This is a genomic window from Paracoccaceae bacterium (assembly GCA_012103375.1).
Taxonomy (GTDB): Bacteria; Pseudomonadota; Alphaproteobacteria; order Rhodobacterales; family Rhodobacteraceae; genus WLWX01.
Window position 1 is genome coordinate 3,266,548 of the sequence record WLWX01000001.1, and the last position, 21,186, is coordinate 3,287,733.

The 21,186-nt window shown below is 60.7% G+C and carries 22 protein-coding genes and 2 pseudogenes; 8 read left to right on the top strand and 16 right to left on the bottom strand.

Translation table 11 applies throughout. The features are described 5' to 3' along the window. Positions 1–27: 27 nt before the first annotated feature. The 11 genes and pseudogenes from GKR99_16715 to GKR99_16765 form a co-directional block, all read right to left on the bottom strand. Positions 28–750: a transporter substrate-binding domain-containing protein gene (locus GKR99_16715; GenBank protein ID NKB29098.1), complete on the bottom strand. Its 723-nt coding sequence runs from the start codon at positions 748–750 to the stop codon at positions 28–30. A 76-nt stretch (positions 751–826) separates the two neighbouring features. Beyond that, a complete protein-coding gene (locus GKR99_16720; GenBank protein NKB29099.1) occupies positions 827–1,546 on the bottom strand; it encodes a transporter substrate-binding domain-containing protein in 720 nt (239 codons plus the stop codon). Continuing rightward, a pseudogene (locus GKR99_16725) lies at positions 1,510–2,301 on the bottom strand (ATP-binding cassette domain-containing protein). Before GKR99_16725 ends, GKR99_16720 begins: the two are co-directional and overlap by 37 nt. A gap of 76 nt (positions 2,302–2,377) precedes the next feature. Further along, complete coding sequence (locus tag GKR99_16730) at positions 2,378–3,115, bottom strand: PhnD/SsuA/transferrin family substrate-binding protein (GenBank protein ID NKB29100.1); 738 nt, start codon at positions 3,113–3,115, stop codon at positions 2,378–2,380. A gap of 8 nt (positions 3,116–3,123) precedes the next feature. After that, positions 3,124–3,564, bottom strand: a complete 441-nt coding sequence (locus tag GKR99_16735) for a TerB family tellurite resistance protein (protein ID NKB29101.1) — start codon at positions 3,562–3,564, stop codon at positions 3,124–3,126. A gap of 59 nt (positions 3,565–3,623) precedes the next feature. Beyond that, positions 3,624–4,169, bottom strand: a complete 546-nt coding sequence (locus tag GKR99_16740) for a hypothetical protein (GenBank protein NKB29102.1) — start codon at positions 4,167–4,169, stop codon at positions 3,624–3,626. A 168-nt stretch (positions 4,170–4,337) separates the two neighbouring features. Next, a complete protein-coding gene (locus GKR99_16745) occupies positions 4,338–4,631 on the bottom strand; it encodes a DUF1330 domain-containing protein (protein NKB29103.1) in 294 nt (97 codons plus the stop codon). Positions 4,632–4,671: 40 nt separating this feature from the next. Beyond that, on the bottom strand, positions 4,672–5,019 hold the full coding sequence (locus GKR99_16750) for a hypothetical protein (protein NKB29104.1): 348 nt from the start codon (positions 5,017–5,019) through the stop codon (positions 4,672–4,674). A 366-nt stretch (positions 5,020–5,385) separates the two neighbouring features. After that, a complete protein-coding gene (locus GKR99_16755; protein NKB29105.1) occupies positions 5,386–7,029 on the bottom strand; it encodes a CTP synthase in 1,644 nt (547 codons plus the stop codon). Between the two features lie 282 nt (positions 7,030–7,311). After that, positions 7,312–7,671, bottom strand: a complete 360-nt coding sequence (gene secG, locus GKR99_16760; protein ID NKB29106.1) for a preprotein translocase subunit SecG — start codon at positions 7,669–7,671, stop codon at positions 7,312–7,314. 104 nt (positions 7,672–7,775) lie between these two features. After that, entirely contained in the window at positions 7,776–8,171 is a 396-nt protein-coding gene (locus GKR99_16765; GenBank protein NKB29107.1) for a hypothetical protein, read from the bottom strand. 158 nt (positions 8,172–8,329) lie between these two features. Between GKR99_16765 and GKR99_16770 the strand changes: the two genes are divergently transcribed. Both GKR99_16770 and GKR99_16775 read left to right on the top strand, forming a co-directional pair. Next, entirely contained in the window at positions 8,330–9,622 is a 1,293-nt protein-coding gene (locus tag GKR99_16770) for an adenylosuccinate synthase (protein ID NKB29108.1), read from the top strand. Then, on the top strand, positions 9,622–9,852 hold the full coding sequence (locus GKR99_16775; GenBank protein NKB29109.1) for a DUF2842 domain-containing protein: 231 nt from the start codon (positions 9,622–9,624) through the stop codon (positions 9,850–9,852). Before GKR99_16770 ends, GKR99_16775 begins: the two co-directional genes overlap by 1 nt. Positions 9,853–10,088: 236 nt before the next feature. On the opposite strand, the gene GKR99_16780 is transcribed toward GKR99_16775, so the two are convergent. Next, positions 10,089–11,759 (bottom strand): hypothetical protein, encoded by a 1,671-nt coding sequence (locus GKR99_16780; GenBank protein ID NKB29110.1) that lies wholly within the window; start codon positions 11,757–11,759, stop codon positions 10,089–10,091. A gap of 223 nt (positions 11,760–11,982) precedes the next feature. Here GKR99_16780 and GKR99_16785 point away from each other — a divergent pair, with 223 nt between their 5' ends. Then, a complete protein-coding gene (locus tag GKR99_16785) occupies positions 11,983–12,642 on the top strand; it encodes a thiamine diphosphokinase (protein NKB29111.1) in 660 nt (219 codons plus the stop codon). Here the strand turns inward: GKR99_16785 and GKR99_16790 are convergent. Continuing rightward, entirely contained in the window at positions 12,590–13,528 is a 939-nt protein-coding gene (locus tag GKR99_16790; GenBank protein ID NKB29112.1) for an EamA family transporter, read from the bottom strand. The two genes, GKR99_16785 and GKR99_16790, sit on opposite strands and share 53 nt — an antisense overlap. Before the next feature lie 162 nt (positions 13,529–13,690). Between GKR99_16790 and GKR99_16795 the strand changes: the two genes are divergently transcribed. After that, entirely contained in the window at positions 13,691–14,617 is a 927-nt protein-coding gene (locus GKR99_16795; GenBank protein ID NKB29113.1) for an IS1595 family transposase, read from the top strand. A gap of 115 nt (positions 14,618–14,732) precedes the next feature. After that, the gene (locus GKR99_16800; protein ID NKB29114.1) at positions 14,733–15,116 is read left to right on the top strand and encodes a hypothetical protein; all 384 of its coding nucleotides are present in this window, start codon (positions 14,733–14,735) and stop codon (positions 15,114–15,116) included. On the opposite strand, the pseudogene GKR99_16805 reads toward GKR99_16800, so the two are convergent. Next, a pseudogene (locus GKR99_16805) lies at positions 15,113–16,071 on the bottom strand (IS630 family transposase). The gene GKR99_16800 and the pseudogene GKR99_16805 sit on opposite strands and share 4 nt — an antisense overlap. A gap of 157 nt (positions 16,072–16,228) precedes the next feature. Between GKR99_16805 and GKR99_16810 the strand changes: the two are divergent. Further along, positions 16,229–16,369, top strand: a complete 141-nt coding sequence (locus tag GKR99_16810; GenBank protein NKB29115.1) for a hypothetical protein — start codon at positions 16,229–16,231, stop codon at positions 16,367–16,369. A 126-nt stretch (positions 16,370–16,495) separates the two neighbouring features. On the opposite strand, the gene GKR99_16815 is transcribed toward GKR99_16810, so the two are convergent. Then, the gene (locus GKR99_16815) at positions 16,496–17,869 is read right to left on the bottom strand and encodes an L-serine ammonia-lyase (protein NKB29116.1); all 1,374 of its coding nucleotides are present in this window, start codon (positions 17,867–17,869) and stop codon (positions 16,496–16,498) included. A gap of 101 nt (positions 17,870–17,970) precedes the next feature. Then, positions 17,971–18,747: a methyltransferase domain-containing protein gene (locus GKR99_16820; protein ID NKB29117.1), complete on the bottom strand. Its 777-nt coding sequence runs from the start codon at positions 18,745–18,747 to the stop codon at positions 17,971–17,973. Between the two features lie 128 nt (positions 18,748–18,875). On the opposite strand from GKR99_16820, the gene rpiA reads away from it, so the two are divergent. Both rpiA and gorA read left to right on the top strand, forming a co-directional pair. Beyond that, entirely contained in the window at positions 18,876–19,658 is a 783-nt protein-coding gene (rpiA, locus tag GKR99_16825; GenBank protein NKB29118.1) for a ribose-5-phosphate isomerase RpiA, read from the top strand. 97 nt (positions 19,659–19,755) lie between these two features. After that, the gene (gene gorA, locus GKR99_16830; protein ID NKB29119.1) at positions 19,756–21,132 is read left to right on the top strand and encodes a glutathione-disulfide reductase; all 1,377 of its coding nucleotides are present in this window, start codon (positions 19,756–19,758) and stop codon (positions 21,130–21,132) included. Positions 21,133–21,186: the final 54 nt, after the last annotated feature.

The window sequence follows — 21,186 nt, forward strand, 5'->3', positions numbered from 1 at the left end:
CCCGATCCGGTGTTGTCCGGCGTCAGCTTACCACTGGCTGCCGACTTCCCATTTCGCGATCATCGCATTCAGGGTGCCGTCATCCTTCATCGACTGGATCGCCGCGTTGAAGGCATCGCGCATCTCGCCATCGGATTCGCGGAACCCCATGGCGGTGCCGCCGCCGATCATCTCTTCCTGGTCGAGCATCATCAGGTCGGCATCATCCGCAACAATCGGTTCAAGGTAGCTTTTGTCAGCCAGAACCGCATCTGCTTCGCCGTTCTTGACCGCGGCGATGGTTTCTTCGGGTGTTGCAAATTCAACCAGCGTGGCACCGGTGTTTGCAACGAAGGCCGCCTGAATGGTGTTGGTCTGGGCCGCTATTACGCCGCTGGACAAATCAACATCCGCCGACATCGTGACGTAGGCCGACGGATCCGGCGGAATATAGGCGTTGGTGAAGTCAATGACCTCGTCCCGCTCGTCCGTGATGCTCATGCCGGCGATGATGGTGTCGTAGTTGCCCGAGACAAGGTTCGGGATGATCGAATCCCATTCGTTGACGACCCATTCACAGGTCAGTTCGGCGCGCTTGCACAGTTCATCGCCCAGCTCTCGTTCGAAGCCGTCGACTTCGCCGGCATCGTTGATGAAGTTGTACGGCGGGTACGCGCCTTCGGTGCCCAGGCGGACGGTGGAATGGCTGGCAGCCAGTGCCATGCCAGCGCTGAGCGTCACGGCAGCCGTTGCGAGGATCAGTTTTTTCATTTTTTTCTCCCAGAGTTGGATCGTGGCGCGGAGACTATCAGTTGTTCGATGCGGGCGGAAACCACTTGTCGGTCACTTAGCGCAGCTTTCCGTTACGTTCTATAGCGTCCAGACCGGCATTGAACGCATCCAGCAACGCGGTTTCGCCGGGTCGGAAACCGATTCGCACACCGCCGTCAAAGGATATTCGTGCGCTGGTCACCTCCAGCGATCCGTCCGAGGCTGCGGCGAACCCTTCCATTAACTGAGTCATGCCGATTGCCGCATCGGCAGATCCTTCGGCGACGGCCTCAACCGCTGCGTCGATCGTGGCGGTTCCGATGACGTCAAAGCCTTCAGCCATTGCGTGGCCTTCCTGAAGCGATCCTTTCAGGACGGCGACGCGCGCACCGGGCACCAGCGTATCGCCGCGTCGCACCAGCCAGGCGGCGCTGCCGCTGCCGTGATAGGGTTCGGAAAAGGCGATGATCTGGGCGCGTTCGGGGTTCGGGCCCATGCCGGACATGATGGCGTCAATCTTACCCGTATCCAGGGCGGCAATCAGGTCTTCCCATGGCATTCGGACCCAGGTGCAGTCCGCCGCGATTTCGGCGCACAGGATCGAGGCAAGCTCGACCTCGAACCCGTCCAGCCCCTCGTCCGGGTTGAGGAAGCTATAGGGCGGATAAGTGCCGTCAGTGCCTAGGCGGACAGGTTGGGGTAAGTCCTGAGGATACGCGGGCTGCGCAGTCACCAAAGCACAGATTAGCGCAAGGCGTTTCACGCGGCCTGCCCAGCGCTGAGGAATTTCTGCAATCGCGCCGAGGTTGGCCGGTTGAACACCTGATCGGGCGGGCCCTGTTCTTCGATCCGGCCTTCGTGCAGGAACACAACCTGATCGGACACATCGCGGGCCAGGCGCATGTCATGGGTGACCAGCAGCATGGTCCGCCCCTCGGTGGCAAGGTCCTTGATGACCCTGACGACCTCTTGTTCCAGTTCCGGATCCAGCGCGCTGGTTGGTTCGTCAAACAGCAGGGCGCGCGGTTCCATGCACAGGGCGCGCGCGATGGCGGCGCGCTGCTGCTGCCCGCCCGACAATTGCGCGGGCCAGACATCGCATTTGTCGCCAATCCCGACCTTGGCGAGGTATTTGCGGGCGGCGGCCTCAACCTCGTCCCGGTCGCGTTTCAACACATGCAGCGGGGCCTCCATGACGTTCTACAAAACGGTCATGTGGGACCAGAGGTTGAATTGCTGGAACACCATCGACAGGTTCGTGCGGATACGGGTGACCTGTGCGGGATCAGACGGGCGACGGTCCAACCCGGTGCCGCGCCACTTGATTGGCTCACCCTCGAACAGGATCTCTCCGGATTGGCTGTCTTCCAGCAGATTGGCACAGCGCAGCAGGGTGGATTTGCCCGACCCGGACGATCCTATGAGCGATACAACGTGCCCCTTCGGGGCAACCAGATCGACGCCCTTCAGAACCTCAAGTTCGCCATAGCTTTTGTGCAGCGCGCGAATGTCGATGACAGGGGCAGTATCGGAATTGGCGGTGTCGGACACGGCAGCACGCTCACGTTGATCAGGTCAGCGGCCAGATTGCCTGCATTTTGACGGTGTTTGCAATGGGCCGCCGCGATCAACCGGTGGCCGGGGTCCAGACATCAAGGTAGGCCTGCGCCGGAATCCGGACGAGCCCGGTCAGTAGCAGATCGTCGCGGTCAGATTGCGAAAGGGCCGGAATCGCGGCTGCGATCGCAGCGGCAAGGGGTGCGGGGTCGCGGGTTGCCGCCGTGACATAGGGCAGCCCGGGTGTTGGGCGGGTGCGGGCAAGGACACGCAGATTGCCCGCGAAACTGTCGTGGCGTTCGATCATCGCCCAGCTGACCGCGTCCAGTGCTGCGATGTCTGCCCCGCCCTCGGCAACCATACGGGCCGAGGCCTGATGACTGCCGGAATTGATGGTCCGGCGGCGAAACGAAAACCCGAGCGCTGCCGCCTCGTGTTCAGGCGCGGCCCAGCCGGATTGCGACAGCGGGTCATTGCGGGCCAGAACCGCATCGGCAAAATCAGTCAGGGTTGCCCGACGGTCGTCGATACGAACCACCATGGCCGAATGGTAATAGCCCGGCGGGTTGCAAGGCAGGTCATACGACGGGGTCGCGACAAGGTTCACCTTGCCATGCAGTCGCTTGCGATAGGGAAAGCCGCAGGTCTGCGACAAAAGCAGGTCGGGCGATTGCCAATCCTCCCAAGCGTCGCCTTTTCTGTGCAGGGTTTCCGGGCCATCGCCCAACGCGGCCCGGATCGCCTGCCAAAAGCGATCTGTCGCGCCCCGGACCTCGGGGCGATCGTACATCGGCAGGCTGGCAATCATATGCGCGATCAATCGCGGGCGGCGACCCTTTGGCGGGCCAGGGCGCTGTCGCGGTCATTCACCCCCAGAAGCGAGGCGACCAGGCGTAGCTGCGTATCCTCATCATGGTCGCGTTCACCATCGGCCAATGCAACGGCCCACAGCGCCTCGATCACGGTTTCGCGGTTTTCATGCGGAACGGCATCCTTGATGGCGCGGGTGAAACGCACGGTATCCGGTGCCTCGGCTTCCAGGATCTCGGCTTCGCCGCGCAGGGCTTTGGCGGCTGCAAGCGGCAGATCATAGCGTTTCGCGAGCTGATGGTCGATCTGGGCAACCTCGGCCGGGGCATAGTGATCGTCCGACCGGGCAACCCGTACCAGCAAGGCGGCCAGGGCCAGCCTGCTGTCAGGTTCATGCAATGGTTCGGGTTCGGGGGCCGTCAGGCGGCGGATGAGATCTGCAAACATGGTGTTAGATATAGGGGATTGTGGCGACGAGGGAAGGCCGCATTCGCCGGGTAAGGCCCTCAGGCGATGTACCAACCCGATGTGCGAGCTGCTTCGCTGCGGCGAAACCGCAACTGCCGTGCGGCGCGGGCGTGCACCAATCCCAGCCCCGCCGGCACCCATTCCAGCCCCAGACATTGCGCCATGGCCAGCCGATGATTGCCGCCCCAACCGACAAGCAGGCGACCGTCACGCGCCATGTGCACAGTTATTCCGTCATGTTCGATCATGCGCCCCGCGACAGATGTGGCACGCGAAGGAAGGCCGTGCACACTGGCCGCCTCATAAAGCGTATCCAACTGTTGATAGCGTTTGACGACGTCATCATGGGTCCGGCACCCGTCCATTGCCCCATCTTTTGTCTTTGCGATTCCGGCGGCCATGTGGTCATAGACACCGGATTCTGCCCAGCTTTGACCATCGAGCCAGTGCAACCGGCAACACTGCGCGCGCCAGCTTTCGTCAAAGCGTGGCCCGCCGATGTCCCATGACCCGCCTCGAATGCGTCCGTATTTCCGGATCCGGACGCTGGGGCCAAAGAAATGCGTAAGGGTTTCGGGTCGCACCCAGACCCGTTCACTCGGAAAGGCTGTGGCCCCGCACAGGGCTTTGCATGCGGCTGCACGAATTGCCCTACGAATCCTTGTGCGCGCATGTTTCACCGCGCTGCCCCCAATTGCACCCCGGCGAATTCTGTATCACAGCACCGGCATTGCGCAACGTTGAACCTGATCTTAGGCGTCGTACCCTTCGACGATGATTACGGTGCCATCCGACACTTCTTCGCGGATCGCCTTGGCAGCCTGATATTCAGGATCTTCATAGCAGGCGAGCGCGGCAGCATAGCTCGGGAACTCAATAACAACCGAACGCGGATGCGCCGTGCCTTCGACGACCTTTTGCTGCCCGCCACGAATGACGAAACGCGCGCCGTGGCGCGCAAAAGGGGCGGCATTGGCGGCTTTGTATTTCTCATAAGTCTCGGCGTCATGGACGATGTTGTTGGCGATCCAGTAGGCTTTGGGCATGGGGGGTCCTTTGAGCAGAGGCAATCGGACAACTGAGGCTTCAGCTGATCATGGCCGCGTGACCATATTTGATATCATCTATCGCGATGCCGCCGGGCACAACGTTTGAAATTGTGATTCCGCCGATCACCGCGAGCCCGTTCTGTGTACATAATGCGACCCGAGACGCGCCTGAAATCTCGAAATAGATATAGGTCAAATGCGTGCCCGAAGTATCAAACACGTGAATCCTGATTGTACCGCCTTTGTATTTCCCACCCAACGCCAAGACCTTGAACCCAACAGCGACCTGAGCGTGGTCAAATTCGAACGATATGGAGCCGTTTCCGGTAAGGAAATCAGGGGGCGGTCCGAGACCAGCAAGCATTTGGGATTCGTTGGTTTTCACCAGCGCGAGATTTTCTTCGGCGGTCCCGGAATACACTCTCAGAGGGCTGGCAGCTTCCGGTCGCGCGTTGTCGTATGCGCCCGAGTGTACCAGGATTCGAAAATGTTCGGACGCCGCGGACTGAAGCTTTCTCCGAAAGCGACATCTCCGATTCCAAAGACATCGTCGATTAGTGTTTCGTGTTCGATGCGCGGGTCTTCGAAGTTGATCCTGATTGGTGTGCCCAGATCGTCGTAGCTGCACAGCTGGATATTGGGTTCCGAGGCCGCGGCGGGCAGTCCGGAGGATGCTATGGCGAGGCAGGCCAATGGTGTAAGGAAACATCTGACGAGGCGTTGAACGCTCAAATGCATTGATTGGCGCACCTCAAACCAACCTAGACACTTCCTTCGCCGCCCCGACAAACCCTTCAAACAACGGATGCGGCGCAAAGGGTTTGCTCTTCAATTCCGGGTGAAACTGCACCCCGATGAACCACGGATGATCTGGCCATTCGACGATTTCGGGCAGGCGGCCGTCCGGGCTCAGCCCCGAAAATTTCAACCCCACCGCCTCCAGCTTTTCGCGGTATTTGATGTCCACCTCATACCGGTGGCGATGGCGTTCCTCGATCGCTGTCGTGCCGTAGACTTCGGCAACCTTTGATCCAGCCTCCAGCGTCGCCGCATAAGCGCCCAGGCGCATTGTGCCGCCCTTGTCGTCCAACACGGTGCGGGCGATCTTCTGGTTGTCTTTGACCCATTCTTTCAGGTGGAAGATCACCGGCTCAAAGCGTTCTTCACCGGCTTCGTGGTCAAACTCCTGGCTGCCCGCGTTTTCCATCCCGGCGAGGTTTCGCGCAGCCTCGATCACCGCCATCTGCATGCCCAGGCATATTCCCAGGTAGGGGATTCCGCGGGTTCGTGCGAATTCGGCGGCTTTGATTTTGCCTTCGGTGCCACGTTCGCCGAATCCACCGGGGACCAGGATCGCGTGGAACCCTTCCAGCCAGGGGGCGGGGTCTTCGCGTTCGAAAATCTCGGCGTCGATCCATTCAAGCCTGACCCGAACCCGATGCGCCATGCCGCCGTGGGTCAACGCTTCTGCGATGGATTTATAGGCGTCTTCCAATTGCGTGTATTTGCCGACGACGGCGACGCGAACTTCGCCTTCGGGGTTGAAAATCCGGTCGGCAACATCTTCCCAGACGGACAGGTTCGGCGCGGGGGCGGGCGCAATGCGGAAGGCATCCAGAACCGCCTGATCCAGCCCTTCACGATGATAGGCCAGCGGCGCTTCGTAGATCGATTTGAGGTCGGGCGCGGCGATCACATCTTCCTTGCGCACGTTACAAAACAGCGCGATCTTTTCGCGCTCCTTCTCCGGGATCGGCTTGTCAGAGCGACAGACCAGAACGTCTGGCGCAATCCCGATCGAACGCAGTTCCTTGACCGAGTGTTGCGTCGGCTTGGTCTTCAATTCGCCCGCAGCCCCAATCCAGGGCAACAGCGTCAGATGCATGAAGACACATTCGCCGCGCGGGCGATCCTGCGCGAACTGGCGGATCGCTTCGAAAAACGGCAACCCCTCGATATCGCCCACGGTGCCGCCGATTTCGCACAGCATGAAATCAACCTCATCATCACCGATGGCGATGAAATCCTTGATCTCATTGGTGACGTGGGGAATCACCTGGATGGTCTTGCCCAGGTAATCTCCGCGCCGTTCCCTCTCCAGCACGGTTGAATAGATCCGCCCCGACGAGACCGAGTCCGTCTTGCGTGCCGACACCCCGGTGAAACGCTCATAGTGGCCAAGATCCAGGTCGGTCTCTGCCCCGTCATCGGTGACGAAAACCTCGCCATGTTCGAATGGCGACATCGTGCCAGGATCGACGTTCAGATACGGGTCCAGCTTGCGCAGCCGAACAGAATACCCCCGCGCCTGCAACAACGCGCCCAACGCGGCCGAGGCCAACCCCTTGCCAAGCGAAGACACCACGCCGCCGGTGATAAATACGTATCGTGCCATGGATTTGCGGGACCCCCGTGATGTCGAATGCAGCGGCAATTTCCGACCCCAAACGGGCCAGTATCACGGGATTTGAGCCATAAAGGATTCGCAGCCGAACCGCAATATCCTGCGGTTATCCGCGCCAAAAATTCTAGCGATAGTAGGTGCCACAGCAACAAAACGCCGAACAACTGCCCATCATTGACCCAGAAATATCCCGGGGGTCTGGGGGCTGGCCCCCAGGAATCCCGCGTCTGGGCGCGCCGCCAGCTATCTCGTGTCTGACGACCAGATCGCTGATCAGTCGGCGCGCGGCACCAGCGGAGTATCGCCGGATGTCGGCGGCAACAGGTCTTCGCCCGCTGGCAGGCTGTCTTCGGCCGCAGGCTCGGTGATCTGAGTATCGGTGATCCGGTCCAGAACTGACGAGGTCGATGACTTCTGCGCCGCGATGATCGTCAGCGCGATCGAGGTGCAGATAAAGGCGATTGCGAATCCCCAGGTCAGTTTGCCCATTGCGGTCGCCGCTGCGCGCGACGAAACGGCCCCGCCGCCACCGCCGCCGATCCCAAGGCCGCCACCTTCCGAACGTTGCAACAACACGGCACCGATCAGGCACAGGGCAAGGATCAGGTGGATGACAAGGACGACGTTTTCCATGGGCTTCTTGCTTTCGACCGGGGTGGACGGGCGGTATCTAGTGGTTCAGGGCGCGCGCCGCAAGCCGCCTTAGGGTCTACCGCCGGTTATCCCGCACCGCTGATTCACTGATCGGCATCGTCCACGTCGTATTGGCCCGACATGGCACGGCGCACGAAACTCCAGCTTAGCCCGATGCCAAGAACCACCGACAGCGCAATTATCGCGATCCAGCCAGAGGTCGCGCGGCTGTCAAAGCTCAGAATCCCCCTATCCCACAGGACCCAGATCAAGGCACCGACAATCGCGATGACCAGCAGCATACCGAAGGACCCGATCGAGCGTAGCGTGGCGCGCAGATAGATCACGTAGCCGACGAACAAAACCAGCCCGAACAGAACCACCAGCGGCAGTTGACCATCCCAATTGTCGCGCGCCCAGGTGACATAGTTCAGATCGGTCGGGTTGAACGTTGCCGCGATCAGAAAGAAGGCGAACAGCCAGCGCAGGAAAAAGCCCATCAGATACGGTCCTTCGATTGGTTGGTCCGAAATTGGCGCGCATCTCCGGCCCTGTCCAGCCCCACGTCCTTGCGCTGCGCGGCGTTTTGGCGGTTTCACACGCCGCGCGGGGCCGCTATACCGGCGCGGGTTTCAGCGAATATGAGAAGAGAGAGCACATGGCCAACGTCGCAGTTGTCGGCGCCCAATGGGGCGACGAGGGGAAAGGCAAGCTGGTTGACTGGCTGAGCGAACGCGCCGACGTCATCGTCCGCTTTCAGGGCGGGCATAACGCCGGGCATACGCTGGTCATTGATGGCGAAGTCTACAAGCTTAGCCTGCTGCCAAGCGGCATCGTGCGCCCGGGAAAACTGAGTGTCATTGGCAACGGCGTCGTGCTGGACCCCTGGGCGCTTCTGGAAGAAATTGCGCGCCTTGGCGAGCAAGGGGTCGAGGTGTCCCCGGATAACCTGATGATCGCCGAGAACACGCCGCTGATCCTGCCGGTACATGGAGAGTTGGACCGCGCGCGCGAAAACCAGAACTCGATCGCCAAGATCGGCACCACGGGGCGCGGTATCGGCCCTGCTTATGAAGACAAAGTCGGGCGGCGCACCGTGCGGGTGGCCGATCTTGCGGATCCGGCAACACTGGATGCGCGGCTTGACCGGTTGCTGCTGCACCATGATGCGCTGCGCCGGGGGCTGGGTCTGGAGGCTGTGGATCGGGACGCCCTGAAATCCAAGCTGCTGGAGGTTGCCCCGAAGATCCTGCAATTTGCCAAACCGGTCTGGAAGATCCTTGGTGAACAACGCCGCGCGGGCAAGCGCATCCTGTTTGAAGGTGCGCAGGGCGCGCTTCTGGATATCGATTTTGGCACCTATCCATTCGTCACCTCGTCCAACACCACGGCGGGCATGGCGGCCACCGGATCCGGCCTTGGCCCGGGGGCGGTGAATTTTGTGCTCGGCATCGTCAAAGCCTATACCACCCGGGTGGGTGAGGGGCCGTTCCCGTCCGAACTGGACGATGCCGACGGGCAACGTCTTGGCGAACGCGGCCATGAATTCGGCACGGTCACGGGCCGCAAGCGGCGCTGCGGCTGGTTCGATGCGGTTCTTGTCCGCCAGACCTGTGCGACCAGCGGCGTGTCAGGGATCGCCCTGACCAAGCTGGATGTTCTGGACGGGTTTGCGGAACTGAAGATTTGCACCGGCTATGAGTTGGACGGGGAAACGCTCGACTATCTGCCAACCGCCGCGGATCAGCAGGCAAGGGTCACGCCCGTCTATGAAACTATGAAAGGCTGGAGCGACAGCACCGCAGGTGCCCGCAGCTGGGCCGATCTGCCTGCCGAGGCGATCAAATACGTCCGTCGCGTTGAAGAGCTGATCAACACGCCGGTCGCGCTGGTTTCAACCAGCCCCGAGCGTGACGACACGATTCTTGTCACAGACCCCTTCGCCGACTGATGGCGCGCGAAACGAAACCAGGCCTAAGCCTGAAACAGCGCAAACGCTGGTCGTTGCTGATCCTGCTTGTTGGGCTGCCCTTGTATATCGTCGTGGCGATCAGCGTGTTGAATTGGCTTGGTCGCCCGCCGTTCATCATAGAGCTTCTGGTCTATGTCATCCTCGGCATCATCTGGGCACTGCCGTTCCGGGCGGTGTTCCGTGGCATCGGGCGCGGCGAAGACGGTTAACGCCCCGCGCCGAGGTTTCTGTCCGAAATGGCCTGACGTGCGCGTCACGGATGGCCCTTTCATGCTCCCAGTCTGGGCGCAGCCTTCGGCGCGAAGATTTAGCACACCCCCAGGACCAGTATCGGCAAATGGCTTGGAGCGCCGTTGCCCATCACTTCCCGTGAATTCATACCCCAAAACGACAGGGACCGGGCGTATTGCCCGATCCCGTCACACACTCAGTTTACCAGGGAAAGCTATTGATTGCCGGAACCCCGGAAGCGGGTATCTTCGGCCACCGCGAACTTGCCGCGTTTCAGTCGGATAATCCGGCCGTCACGCAGCAATCTGCCGAATGTGCGCAGCGCGTCTTCGCGTTTCACGCTGTTATTTTGTTCCAGAACCCGGCTCATCACCAGGGGGCGGGTCACGTGGGGGCGGCCTTCGACATGGGTGGCATAGGCGGCGGCGGCCTCCATCACCTCAGGCTGTTCACGCGCGTCCTGCTGGGCGACGAATTCGGCGAACCGGTCGGCCACAGGCGCATCAGATTGTACGAAGTCCTCGTCGAAGTTCACGTCGCTGTTGGCGACCCGGCGGGGCTGTGCAGAAGTGGCAGTATGTGGTGTGTCGGCGCCGGCGTTGCCGACCCGCAGCGAAGGGACCAGCATCAACGGGGTCGTGGCGATGCCGCTTCGCTGCCCCTGACCGCCGCTGGTTGCAGGCCCGTCCGAATGTTGTTGGGCGCGCACGGCTTTGGCCAGATCGTCGCGAAACTGGCTCATCGTGTCGTCGTCCTGTCCGGCCACCGGGTCGCGGCCTGCACCGGCGCGGGTCGCGGCAACCGCCGCTTTCAGATGCGCGATGGCTGACCGCCTGCGGCTGCCTTCGTGTTCGTTCATTTCGGTGTTGGTTTTTTCCAGGATACGGTCAACGGCCACATCGCTTCGCGTCACGCGGGGCTTTGCGAAAGCGTGGAATTCGTCGTCATCCAGGTCAAAATCATCTGCTTCAACATCCGGGTCGAGGCCTTCGCCAGAAGCTGCATCAGTTGCGCCGCCCGCAGTCATTGCCGCGGCATCGTCGCCAACTTCTTCGTCGCCGTCATAGGCATCGGCGTCATCCGGCGAAATCTCGGCGGTCGTATTTTCCTTCCGCGCAATGGCGTCATCGCCATCTGTCAGCGCGCTGGCACCACGCAGGGCGGCGATCCGGGCGGATAGATCGCTTTCGATATGTGTCGTTTGGGGGGCGACCACCGGTGCCGCGTCTTCCTCGGGTTCACCCGCCGGATCCGCCGCGGCCAGATCGGACACGTGCGCCTCATCCTGGTCATCGGACAACGCGGCGCTTTCGGCGGCATCATCTGCGGCAACGGCCGGATTTACGTCGGCGTCCTCGGCGTCCTCGGCGGACCGTGCCGCGACGTCTGCCGGAGGGTGCAGAATCGACGGAACCTCTTCGTCTTCATCCTGATAGCCAGAGTTGACGGCGTCCGATCCAAGCGGCGTATCCGATTGCAGTGGCGCTGCATTGGGCGCAGCGGCGGGGGCGTAAGTCGGTTCCTCATCCGTGAACCCGCCGAGATCACCGCCGGAACGCGCAACAACCGCACGAATGCGGCTTAGCTTATCTGCAACCGATCCGGGTGCTGGTGGCGGTACGGCGGCAATTGTAGCAACTTCAGCCGGAGCGGGCGTGTCAGGTTCGGGTGCCACTGCGGCAACAGGGGCTGCGGCATCGGGGCCGGTCTGGCGCAGCACGACACCGTCTTCGCGCAACTGCGTCTGGATCTGCCCGGATTTCGGACCGGTCTGTGCCTGTGCCACAATCCGCTGCAACATGGCCGCATCCGGCGTTGGGGGATCGGCCCCGAAATAACGATCGTCGGCGGCAAGGTCGCGAAAATACTCGGCAATGGATTGCATCGACGAGAAAGGATCATCAAACCCTTCCAGCGTTCAGGAAAACGTCCCATAAGACACCGTGAGGATTTTTGTGGCGCCAGTCATGTTGCAATCGCTTCCATTCAGATCCAGCCTCGAGGTTGTACTGATGATAGGTTCGCAAACCGGAACGAAACTACGTTTTGTACGGGATATTTTCCGGGCCAGAATATGATCGAAACCCAAATTGCCAGATAATCGCCACATTTTACAGGGTATTGTTCACGGTTTCGAAACAATAGGCCTGGTTGGAGGGGGCGAAATTGGCAACAATGATTTCTCTGACCTCGGACTATTCACACCGATTCTTGTCGCTGCCGACGGTGGGGCGAATGCGATTGTTGCAAAAGGGCAAGTTCCCGATGCCGTGATCGGCGATCTGGATTCGCTGTCGGATGCGGCGCGAGCGGTCATTCCGGCAGACCGGCTGCATCATGTGCCCGATCAGAATACCACGGATCTTGAAAAATGCCTGGCCGTGGTTGAGGCCCGGTTGGTATTGGGGATCGGGTTTCTGGGCGGGCGGCTGGATCACCATCTTGCGGCCTGCGCGGCGATAGCAGCGGCGGGGGCGCCGCGTTGTCTGTTGCTTGGGGCAGAGGATGTCGTATTCGCGGCGCGCGGCACCGTTGCGCTGGACCTGCCGCCGGGCACACGGGTGTCGCTGTTTCCGATGGCCCCGGTTCAGGGATCGGCCACGGGGCTGCGCTGGTCGATCGAAGGGCTGAATTTTTCGCTTGGCGAACGGACCGGGGTGTCGAACGTAGCGACCGGTCCTGTCACACTGACATTTGAGGCACCCGGAATGCTGGTTATTCTGCCACGCCAGGCGCTGGCGGCTGCGGTGCAGGCATTGCAGGGCTAAGGGACAGGCGGCGTTCTCGCATCAGAATATAAAGACCAGCGGCCATGGTGACGGCTATTCCCGCCAGCGCAAGACCGTTTGGAAAGTCCGAGAAGACGATCCATCCGACGAAGGTGGCGAAGGGGATTTCGACATATTGGACCGGCGCAACGGTGGCCAAGGGGGCGAAACGCAGGCTCCAGGTCATGAACAGATGTGCGATGGTGCCGATGGCACCAAGGATTGCGAACCATACCCAATCCGACCCGACAGGCAGAACCGGTGCGGCGTCGGCCCAACCGAGGGGCGGCCCGATCAGCGCGATGGCGACAAGCACAATCATGGCGACGATGCCGCTTGCGGCCTGCAACGTGATCGGATCCGCCGCCTTGACGACCTGGCGTGTCACCAGCATGAACAGCGCGAATACCACCGCGACCCCGAGCGGCAGCAGGGCCGCCGCGCCGACTGAGGCAAAGCTGGGCTGGATCACCATCAGCGTGCCAAGAAACCCGACAACGCAGGCCGCCAGACGGCGCGCGCCCACAACCTCGTCCAGCACGTAGCGCCCCAGAAGCAGCATGATGAAGGGCATCACGAAGGCAATGGCAACCGCGTCAGCCAGCGGCAGGAAGCGGAACGAAGCGAACATCAGCCACAGCCCGGCGATATGCAGCACCGCACGCCAGGCGCAGAGCTTCCAGACACGCGGCGGCAGGCGCAGTCCGCCCTCACTATGCAGGGCCAGCGGCACCATGGTTAGCGTTTGCATGCCAAAGCGGACCAGAACCAGCGTGCCAAGCGTATAGGACGCGCCAAGGAATTTCGCGGTGGCATCGCCCAGCGGGGCCAGCACGCAGAAACCGATCATCAGGAGGATGCCCAAAAACGGGCGATCAAGGGTCATCGCACGACCCTATGGCAGATGTCAGGACGGTGAAACCGGAATTCGCCGGGCGTACCAGGGCCGCCGGGGCAAAAAAATGCCTCCGGCGGGGATATTTTTGGGCGATTATATACTTTACAAAGCAAACCGCCATTCCTATATTGGGTTCAAGGAGTTAAAGCCATGAACCTGACCGATCCCATCTTCACCGACAAAAACGCAGCCCGCGAACATCTTGAGGCCGCGCGCTGGCCCGATGGCGTCTACTGCGCGCACTGTGGTGGCGTTGAGAAGATTCGGAAGCTGGCGGGTAAATCACATCGCCCCGGCCTTTACCAGTGCGGTGATTGTCGCCAGCAGTTCACGGTCACAGTCGGCACCGTTTTTGAGCGTTCCAAGGTTCCGCTGAACAAGTGGTTGCTGGCTACGTTTCTTATGGCGTCCAGCAAGAAGGGCATGTCCGCGCACCAACTGCATCGCTCAATCGGTGTGACCTACAAAACGGCTTGGTTCATGTTCCACCGCATCCGCGAAGCGATGCGCACCGACAACGGCCCGTTTGGCGTTGGTGGCGGCGAAGTCGAGATTGATGAGACATTCATCGGCAAGGAACCCGGCAAGCCCAAGTCTAAAACGGCGCGCGGTGGCGCTCACAAGATGAAGATGATGACGCTTGTTGACCGCAACAGGGGCATGGCCAAATCGGTTGTGGTTGATAACCTGCGCGTTGACACAATGGCCGAAGTGATTTCAGAGAACATGTCCCGCGAAGCGCGCATGATTACCGACGAATATCGCCAGTACAAATTGATGGCGGGCCGCGTTGCCTCAGACCACCAGACGGTCAACCACGGCGCTGGCGAGTACGGGCGTGGCACGGTCCACACCAACACGGTCGAGGGCTTCTACTCCATCTTCAAGCGCGGAATGAAAGGTGTCTATCAGTACTGCGGCAAGCAACACCTGCACCGCTATGCTGCCGAATTTGATTTCCGCTACAACAACCGCGCGGCCAACGAGATTGACGACACCATGCGCACCAACGCGATCCTGCGCGGGGCAGAAGGCAAACGCCTGACCTATCGGCGGACTAACTCAGTCTTCGCCTGATTTTCGCGACTTGGTTGCCCGCTTACTGGACGATTGGTCCGACGCGGATTGACTCTCAGATGAGCCGGAGTCCTCTTTGTGGGGCTTCGGCTTCATTGAGAGAAGGTTCTTCACTGTGGATTCAAAGGACAACGATTTCCCCATCTATGATTTTGACCCCCTTAACCTGCCGAAAGACTACCTTGTTGCCATCGGTCTTGTCACGGCCTGTAGCGCACAGACAGAAAACATAGTTGAGCAACTGATAGCCTGCCTCAGTGGTGTTGATGCTATCCGTGGTGCCGCGCTAACAACCCATATGAGCGCGCCGCTGCGAGATGGTGCCGCAAGAACACTCTCTCAACTATCCGACCTTTCAGAAAGCGCACAAAACGATTTAGACGACTTGTTGAACAACGTGAATGAAGCGTTCGCGCGGCGGAATACCTATGTCCACAACACGTGGGCGTCAGACAAAAACACAGGCCGTGTTTTCTACATTAAAGCGTTTCGACATTAACCTGAGACATATCCGGCGGCCTTAAAGTAGTTCCAGCATTCTACTGGGTCGTAGAGATCGCAGATTGCTCCGATTGCTTCGAAGACCTGGGTAAAGGACCTGGCCCCGATCCGTCGCAAATGGGCTTTCAGTTTAGAGAAGGCCTGCTCGATGGGATTCAGGTCGGGCGAGTACGGTGGCAGGTAAAGGAACCAGCAGCCGTGATTGCGTAAAGCCTGCGTCGCCTCCTTATTCCGGTGGGTTGCCAGGTTGTCGAGAATGACGACAGTGCCGGGGTTGATCTCGGGGACCAGCACTTCGCGGATGTAGGCCGCGAAGGCGGGGCCATCTATCGCTCCCTTGATGACCCAAGGTGCGATCAGCGCGCCTTGGGTCAGGCCCGCGATCAAGGTTTGGGTTCCCCAGCTTCCGAAGGGCGCATCCATCGTCAGGCGCTTACCGCGCTTGGCTCTGCCGCGTAGGCGCGTGAGGTTTGTCTTCACTGCGGTTTCGTCAATAAAGACAACGCGCTCAGGAAAGGTCGCAATGGCTGGCGAGCGGTATCTGAACCAGTCGGCCCGTTGCTGCCTTACCTTGGCGCGGCGGCGCTCGGTTGCGACCAGCGACTTTTTTTGTACGTGAAGCCGAGCCGGGACAGAAGGTTGGCGATGGAGGAGTGATGCACCCGCACACCCTCTGCATCGGCCAGCGCATTACGCAACTCAAAGAGCGTGATGTCAGGGTCTTGTGCGATCAACTCCTCAAAGAATTCCCGATGCGGAGCCAGCTTTCCCTTGCCGCGCGGCGGTCCCTGCCGGGCAGGTTCCGCATGACCCTTCATCCTCACCTGACGCGCCCACCGCGCGCCTGTGGCAGGCGACAGCTTCAACCGCAACGCCGCCGCGCGCCCGCTCAACCCTTCTTCAATGTATCTCTGAAACCGTATCCGAAGCGCAGATGGCAAAGGTGCTGACATGATCCATCCTCCCAAACAGGATGAATCACAGATCAGGTCTCAAGGGAATCCCTCGCGATTCAGGTTCAAGACGAAACGCTTTAGGACGCAAGCAAAAGGCGACTTCACAATGAAGCCGGTTCTCGTATCACTAGAAGTCCTCCAGAAAGACGCCGTTATGATCTACAACGCGGGCATCGCCTTGATGAATTTTATGGTCAAGTGGGACCTGGACGTCAAAGAAGCCGTCCTCCCGGTCGATCTGCACGACAGAGGAAAGAAGGCTCGCGCGAAGCGCGCCAAACGCACGAACAATTGAAGTACCGGCCTGTCTCGTGTCACCTACCATGATGCACCTGCTTTGTTAAGTATACAATCGCCTATTTTTGGGTCAATGATGGCTGAGGTGAAGCCGGGCTTTCGCGTCGGGGGCTTTCAGAGGTGTTCAGCAGTTTGGGACATTGACCGCCAATCCGCCGAGCGAGGTTTCCTTGTATTTCACGCTCATATCCTCGCCAGTCTGGCGCATGGTTTCGATGGCGGCATCCAGCGGTACCAGGTGGCTGCCGTCGCCGCGCAGGGCCAGGCTGGCGGCTGACACGGCCTTGATCGCGCCCAGACCGTTGCGTTCGATGCAAGGCACCTGAACCAGGCCTTTGACCGGGTCGCAGGTCATGCCCAGGTGGTGTTCCAGTGCGATTTCGGCGGCGTTTTCCACCTGTTCCGGGGTGCCGCCCATCACGGCACACAGGCCCGCGGCGGCCATGGCTGCGGCGCTGCCAACCTCGGCCTGGCAGCCGCATTCCGCGCCGCTGATCGAAGCATTGTGTTTCACCAGCCCGCCGATGGCGGCGGCGGTCAAAAGAAAATCGGGCACGCCAGAGGGGGCGGCGCCGGGGACGTGATCCAGCCAATACCGGATCGTCGCCGGAACCACGCCTGCCGCACCGTTGGTGGGGGCGGTGACAACCTGGCCCCCGGCGGCGTTTTCCTCGTTCACCGCCATGGCGTAGGTACTCATCCAGTCGTTGATGGTGTGGGGCGCGGTCAGGTTCATGCCACGTTCGGCCTGCAGCGTGTCGTGGATGGCTTTGGCGCGGCGGCGGACATTGAGCCCTCCGGGCAGAATGCCGCCGGATGTCAGGCCACGGTCGATACAGGCGTTCATCACCTGCCAGATCCGGTTGAGGCCGGCGTCAAGCTCGGCCGTGCTGATCCGGCTGAGTTCATTGGCACGTTTCAGCCCGGCGATGGATTTGCCGGTAGTGGCGCACATTTCCAGCATTTCGGCGGCGGACTTGAAGGGGTGCGGGACGGGCGGCCCATCATTGGTGTCTGCACCGGCCTCAAGCTCGGCAGCGGTCAGAACGAATCCGCCGCCGACGGAATAGTAGGTTTCTGACGTGATCACATCGCCCTGGGCGTCGGTTGCCGACAGGATCATGCCATTGGCGTGACCGGGCAGGGGTGTGTCGTAGTCGAAGGTCAGATGATTGGCGGGGTCAAATTCGAGGGGCGGCAGGCCGTTCGGCGCGACCCGCTTGCTGGCTTTGATGGAGGCCAGCGTGACCTCGGCCAGATCAGCGTCGTAAGTGTCTGGCAGGAACCCGGCGAGGCCCAGGATCACGGCCCGGTCCGTGGCATGCCCGACCCCGGTGAAGGCGAGTGAGCCATGCAGGCTGGCCCGAAGGCCAGCGGGTGTGAACGGCAGGCCGCGAAGATGATCAAGGAACCGCGCCGCAGCGACCATCGGCCCCATGGTATGCGACGAGGAGGGGCCGACGCCGACCTTGAACATATCGAATACGGAAAGGAACATTGGCGTTCACCCTTTTGCACTTAATCCGCAGACGACGGCGTGAGTGCCCGTAGCACGACTTCAAACTTTTCGTAAGCCACGCGACGCACATCTGCGCGCCTTCAGATGCGACGAAGTGCCGTCACGATATGGGTGATTGCGAAATAAAACCGCCCCTCTGCGGCGCGCGAAGATTGCTCAGCTGCCCAGGCTTTTGCCTCGGCCATGGGAAGAAGATCGTTTGCGATCGCGTAACGTTCCATCAGGGTTAGCATCATCCAGGCCAAACCGCCGGGGCGCATCTTATGATCAACGAATGTCACTGGCAGGATTCGCTCGACCTCGAATCCGGCAGCGCGACCAAGTCGCGGCAGGTCAGCGGGCAAGGCTTTGTGCACCAGATGGTGATCCCAGGCGCGCATCATCCGGTTCATGCGCGCAGGTTCGTCGCTGGACCATGCGAATGTGTCGAAGTGCATGTCCGAAACGACCAGACGCCCGCCGGGCCGAATGGCACGCGCTGATTCGCGTAAAGCGGCGGGCAAATCGTCGAGGTACTCGAACACCTGCACCGAAACTGCCTTGTCAATCGTTCCGTCATCAAACGGCAGATCCAAAGCGACGGCTTCGAACATCTCGATATTCGCGCGTCCTTCGGTCATGCGCTGTGCGGCGGCGCGCATCGGCGCGCTTGGATCGACGCCGATTGCCCGACCCTTTGGGCCGACGGCGCGCGCGATGTCCAGCAACAGATGGCCCGGCCCACTGCCGATATCCAGGATCGTTTCGCCGGCGACCGGGTCCAAGACATCGAAGCTGGCGCGTCGGCGGCGCGCGAAATCCGCACCCTGATACGCATCCTCAAGCAAAGCCGTCGTGTCGGCGTCGAATTCCAGCATTGTCCTCGTCCCCCTTTGTGATCCCTGTCCACTGCGATACGGGTCGTGCCCCTGTCGGGTCAATTGGCCCCTCGCACCCTTCGGCTGATCCTTTTATAACGCCCCTGACACAGCAGGGGGACCACCGAATGACTGGCGACCTTAATCCAATCGACACTGCCAAGTTCGTTGCGGCCAGCCGGGCCTGTGAATTTGTCGAAAACGGTATGCGCGTCGGGCTTGGCACCGGATCGACCGCTGCCTGGATGGTTCGCTGCCTGGGCGAGCGGGTCAAGCGCGAGGGGCTGAAAATATCCGGCGTGCCAACCTCGACCCGCACGGCGGAATTGGCGCGCCAGGTCGGGATCAACGTGATATCGCTGGACGATGCGAAGTGGTTGGATCTGACGATTGACGGCGCGGACGAGTTTGATCGGGAATTGAACCTGATCAAAGGCGGCGGCGGGGCGTTGTTGCAGGAAAAAATCGTGGCCACGGCCAGTGATCGGATGATCGTGATCACCGATGTCAGCAAAGAAGTCGAAACGCTGGGGGCCTTCCCGCTGCCGGTAGAGGTGATTCCGTTCGGCTGGCAGACGACAAAGGCGCTGCTGGAAGAAACGCTGGTCAATATGGACGTGCTGGGGCGTGATTGCACGCAGCGGATGAATGGCGACGCGCCCTATGTAACGGATGAGGGCAATCACATCCTCGACCTGCATCTGAAACGTATTGGCAATCCGCGCCAGATGTCCCTGGTGCTGAACCAGATACCGGGGATCGTCGAAAACGGGCTGTTCATCGACATTTGCGATGTCGTCGTCGTGGGGCACGGCGATGGGCGGGTTGAAACCCGCGACATCAATGAGGGCACGCGCGAGGAAAGCCGCCTCGACGTGGCGGGCGCTCAGAACATCTTTGCGGATCTGTGATTTTGACAGATTGGTGAACCCGCGTCCTGAATGCGCCCTTTGCCTTGGACGGCACTTGTGCAAAAAGGTTGCGGCCTGCCCAACTGGAGTTACCCGAATGCCTGCGTTTGACTATGATCTGTTCGTAATTGGCGGCGGCTCGGGCGGCGTGCGTGCGGCGCGGATCGCCTCGGGGCAGCATGGTGCGAAGGTCGCGCTGGCCGAAGAATACCGCATGGGCGGCACCTGCGTGATCCGGGGCTGCGTTCCCAAGAAGCTGATGGTCTTCGCCTCGGGCTATGCGCGGATGGGGGCGGATGCGCGCGAATATGGCTGGGATTTCGGGGATGCGACGTTTTCCTGGGATCGGTTTCGCCCCAAGCTGCTGGCCGAGCTGGATCGGCTTGAAGCGGCATATCGCAACACGCTGGCCAATGCCGGTGTCGAGGTGTTCGACACCCGCGCTACCGTGGCAGGACCGCATGAGGTCAAGCTGGCCGATGGCACCGTCAAATCGGCCAAACACATTCTGGTCGCCACGGGTGGGTCGCCCTTTGTGCCCGACACCCTGGACGGGCACGAATTGGCCTGGGTTTCAAACGACATCTTCCTGATGGAGGCCTTGCCGAAATCGGTGCTGATTGTCGGCGGCGGCTATATCGCCTGCGAATTCGCCTGCATTCTAAATGGTCTGGGCGTTGAGGTGACGCAATTCTATCGTGGCGCGCAGATCCTGCGCGGCTTTGACGAAGAATCGCGCGGCCATCTGGCCGAACTGATCCGCGACAGCGGGGTTGATCTGCACGTGGGCGCGGATGTTGTGCGGATGCGGCAGGGCGATAACGGGATCCAGGTCACGTCGACCACCGGGCACGATCAGACCTATGATCGGGTGATCTATGCCACCGGGCGCAATCCGAATACCAAGGGTCTGGGGCTGGAAGAGGTCGGCGTGACGCTTGGCCGTCGCGGCCAGATCGAGGTTGATGCCTATTCGCAAACCTCGGTTCCGTCGATCTTCGCCGTTGGTGACGTGACGGACCGCATCAATCTTACGCCGGTCGCGATCCGCGAAGGGCATGCTTTTGCCGACACGATGTTCGGCGGTCAGAAACGCAAGGCCGATCACGACCTGGTGGCGGCGGCAATCTTTACGCAGCCCGAATATGGCAGCGTCGGCATGACCGAAGAAGACGCCCGTGAGGCGCATAAGATCGAGGTTTATTGCACCTCTTTCCGCCCAATGCAGGAAGCCTTTGCAGGACGTGACGGCAAAGTGCTGCTAAAGCTGATCGTAGATAGTGAAACACGCCGCGTGCTCGGCTGCCACATCATCGCGCCAAATGCGGGCGAGTTGATCCAGCTGGCCGGGATCGCAGTGAAGAATGTCCTGACGAAGGAAGACTTTGACCGTACCGTTGCGGTGCATCCGACCGTGTCCGAAGAACTGGTCACAATGGCGCATCCGGTGCGAACCTCCGAAGGAACGGCTTGATATTCGGGCGCGAAAGCGCATTTAGAACATGAAACGCAAACCAAAGGGATACAG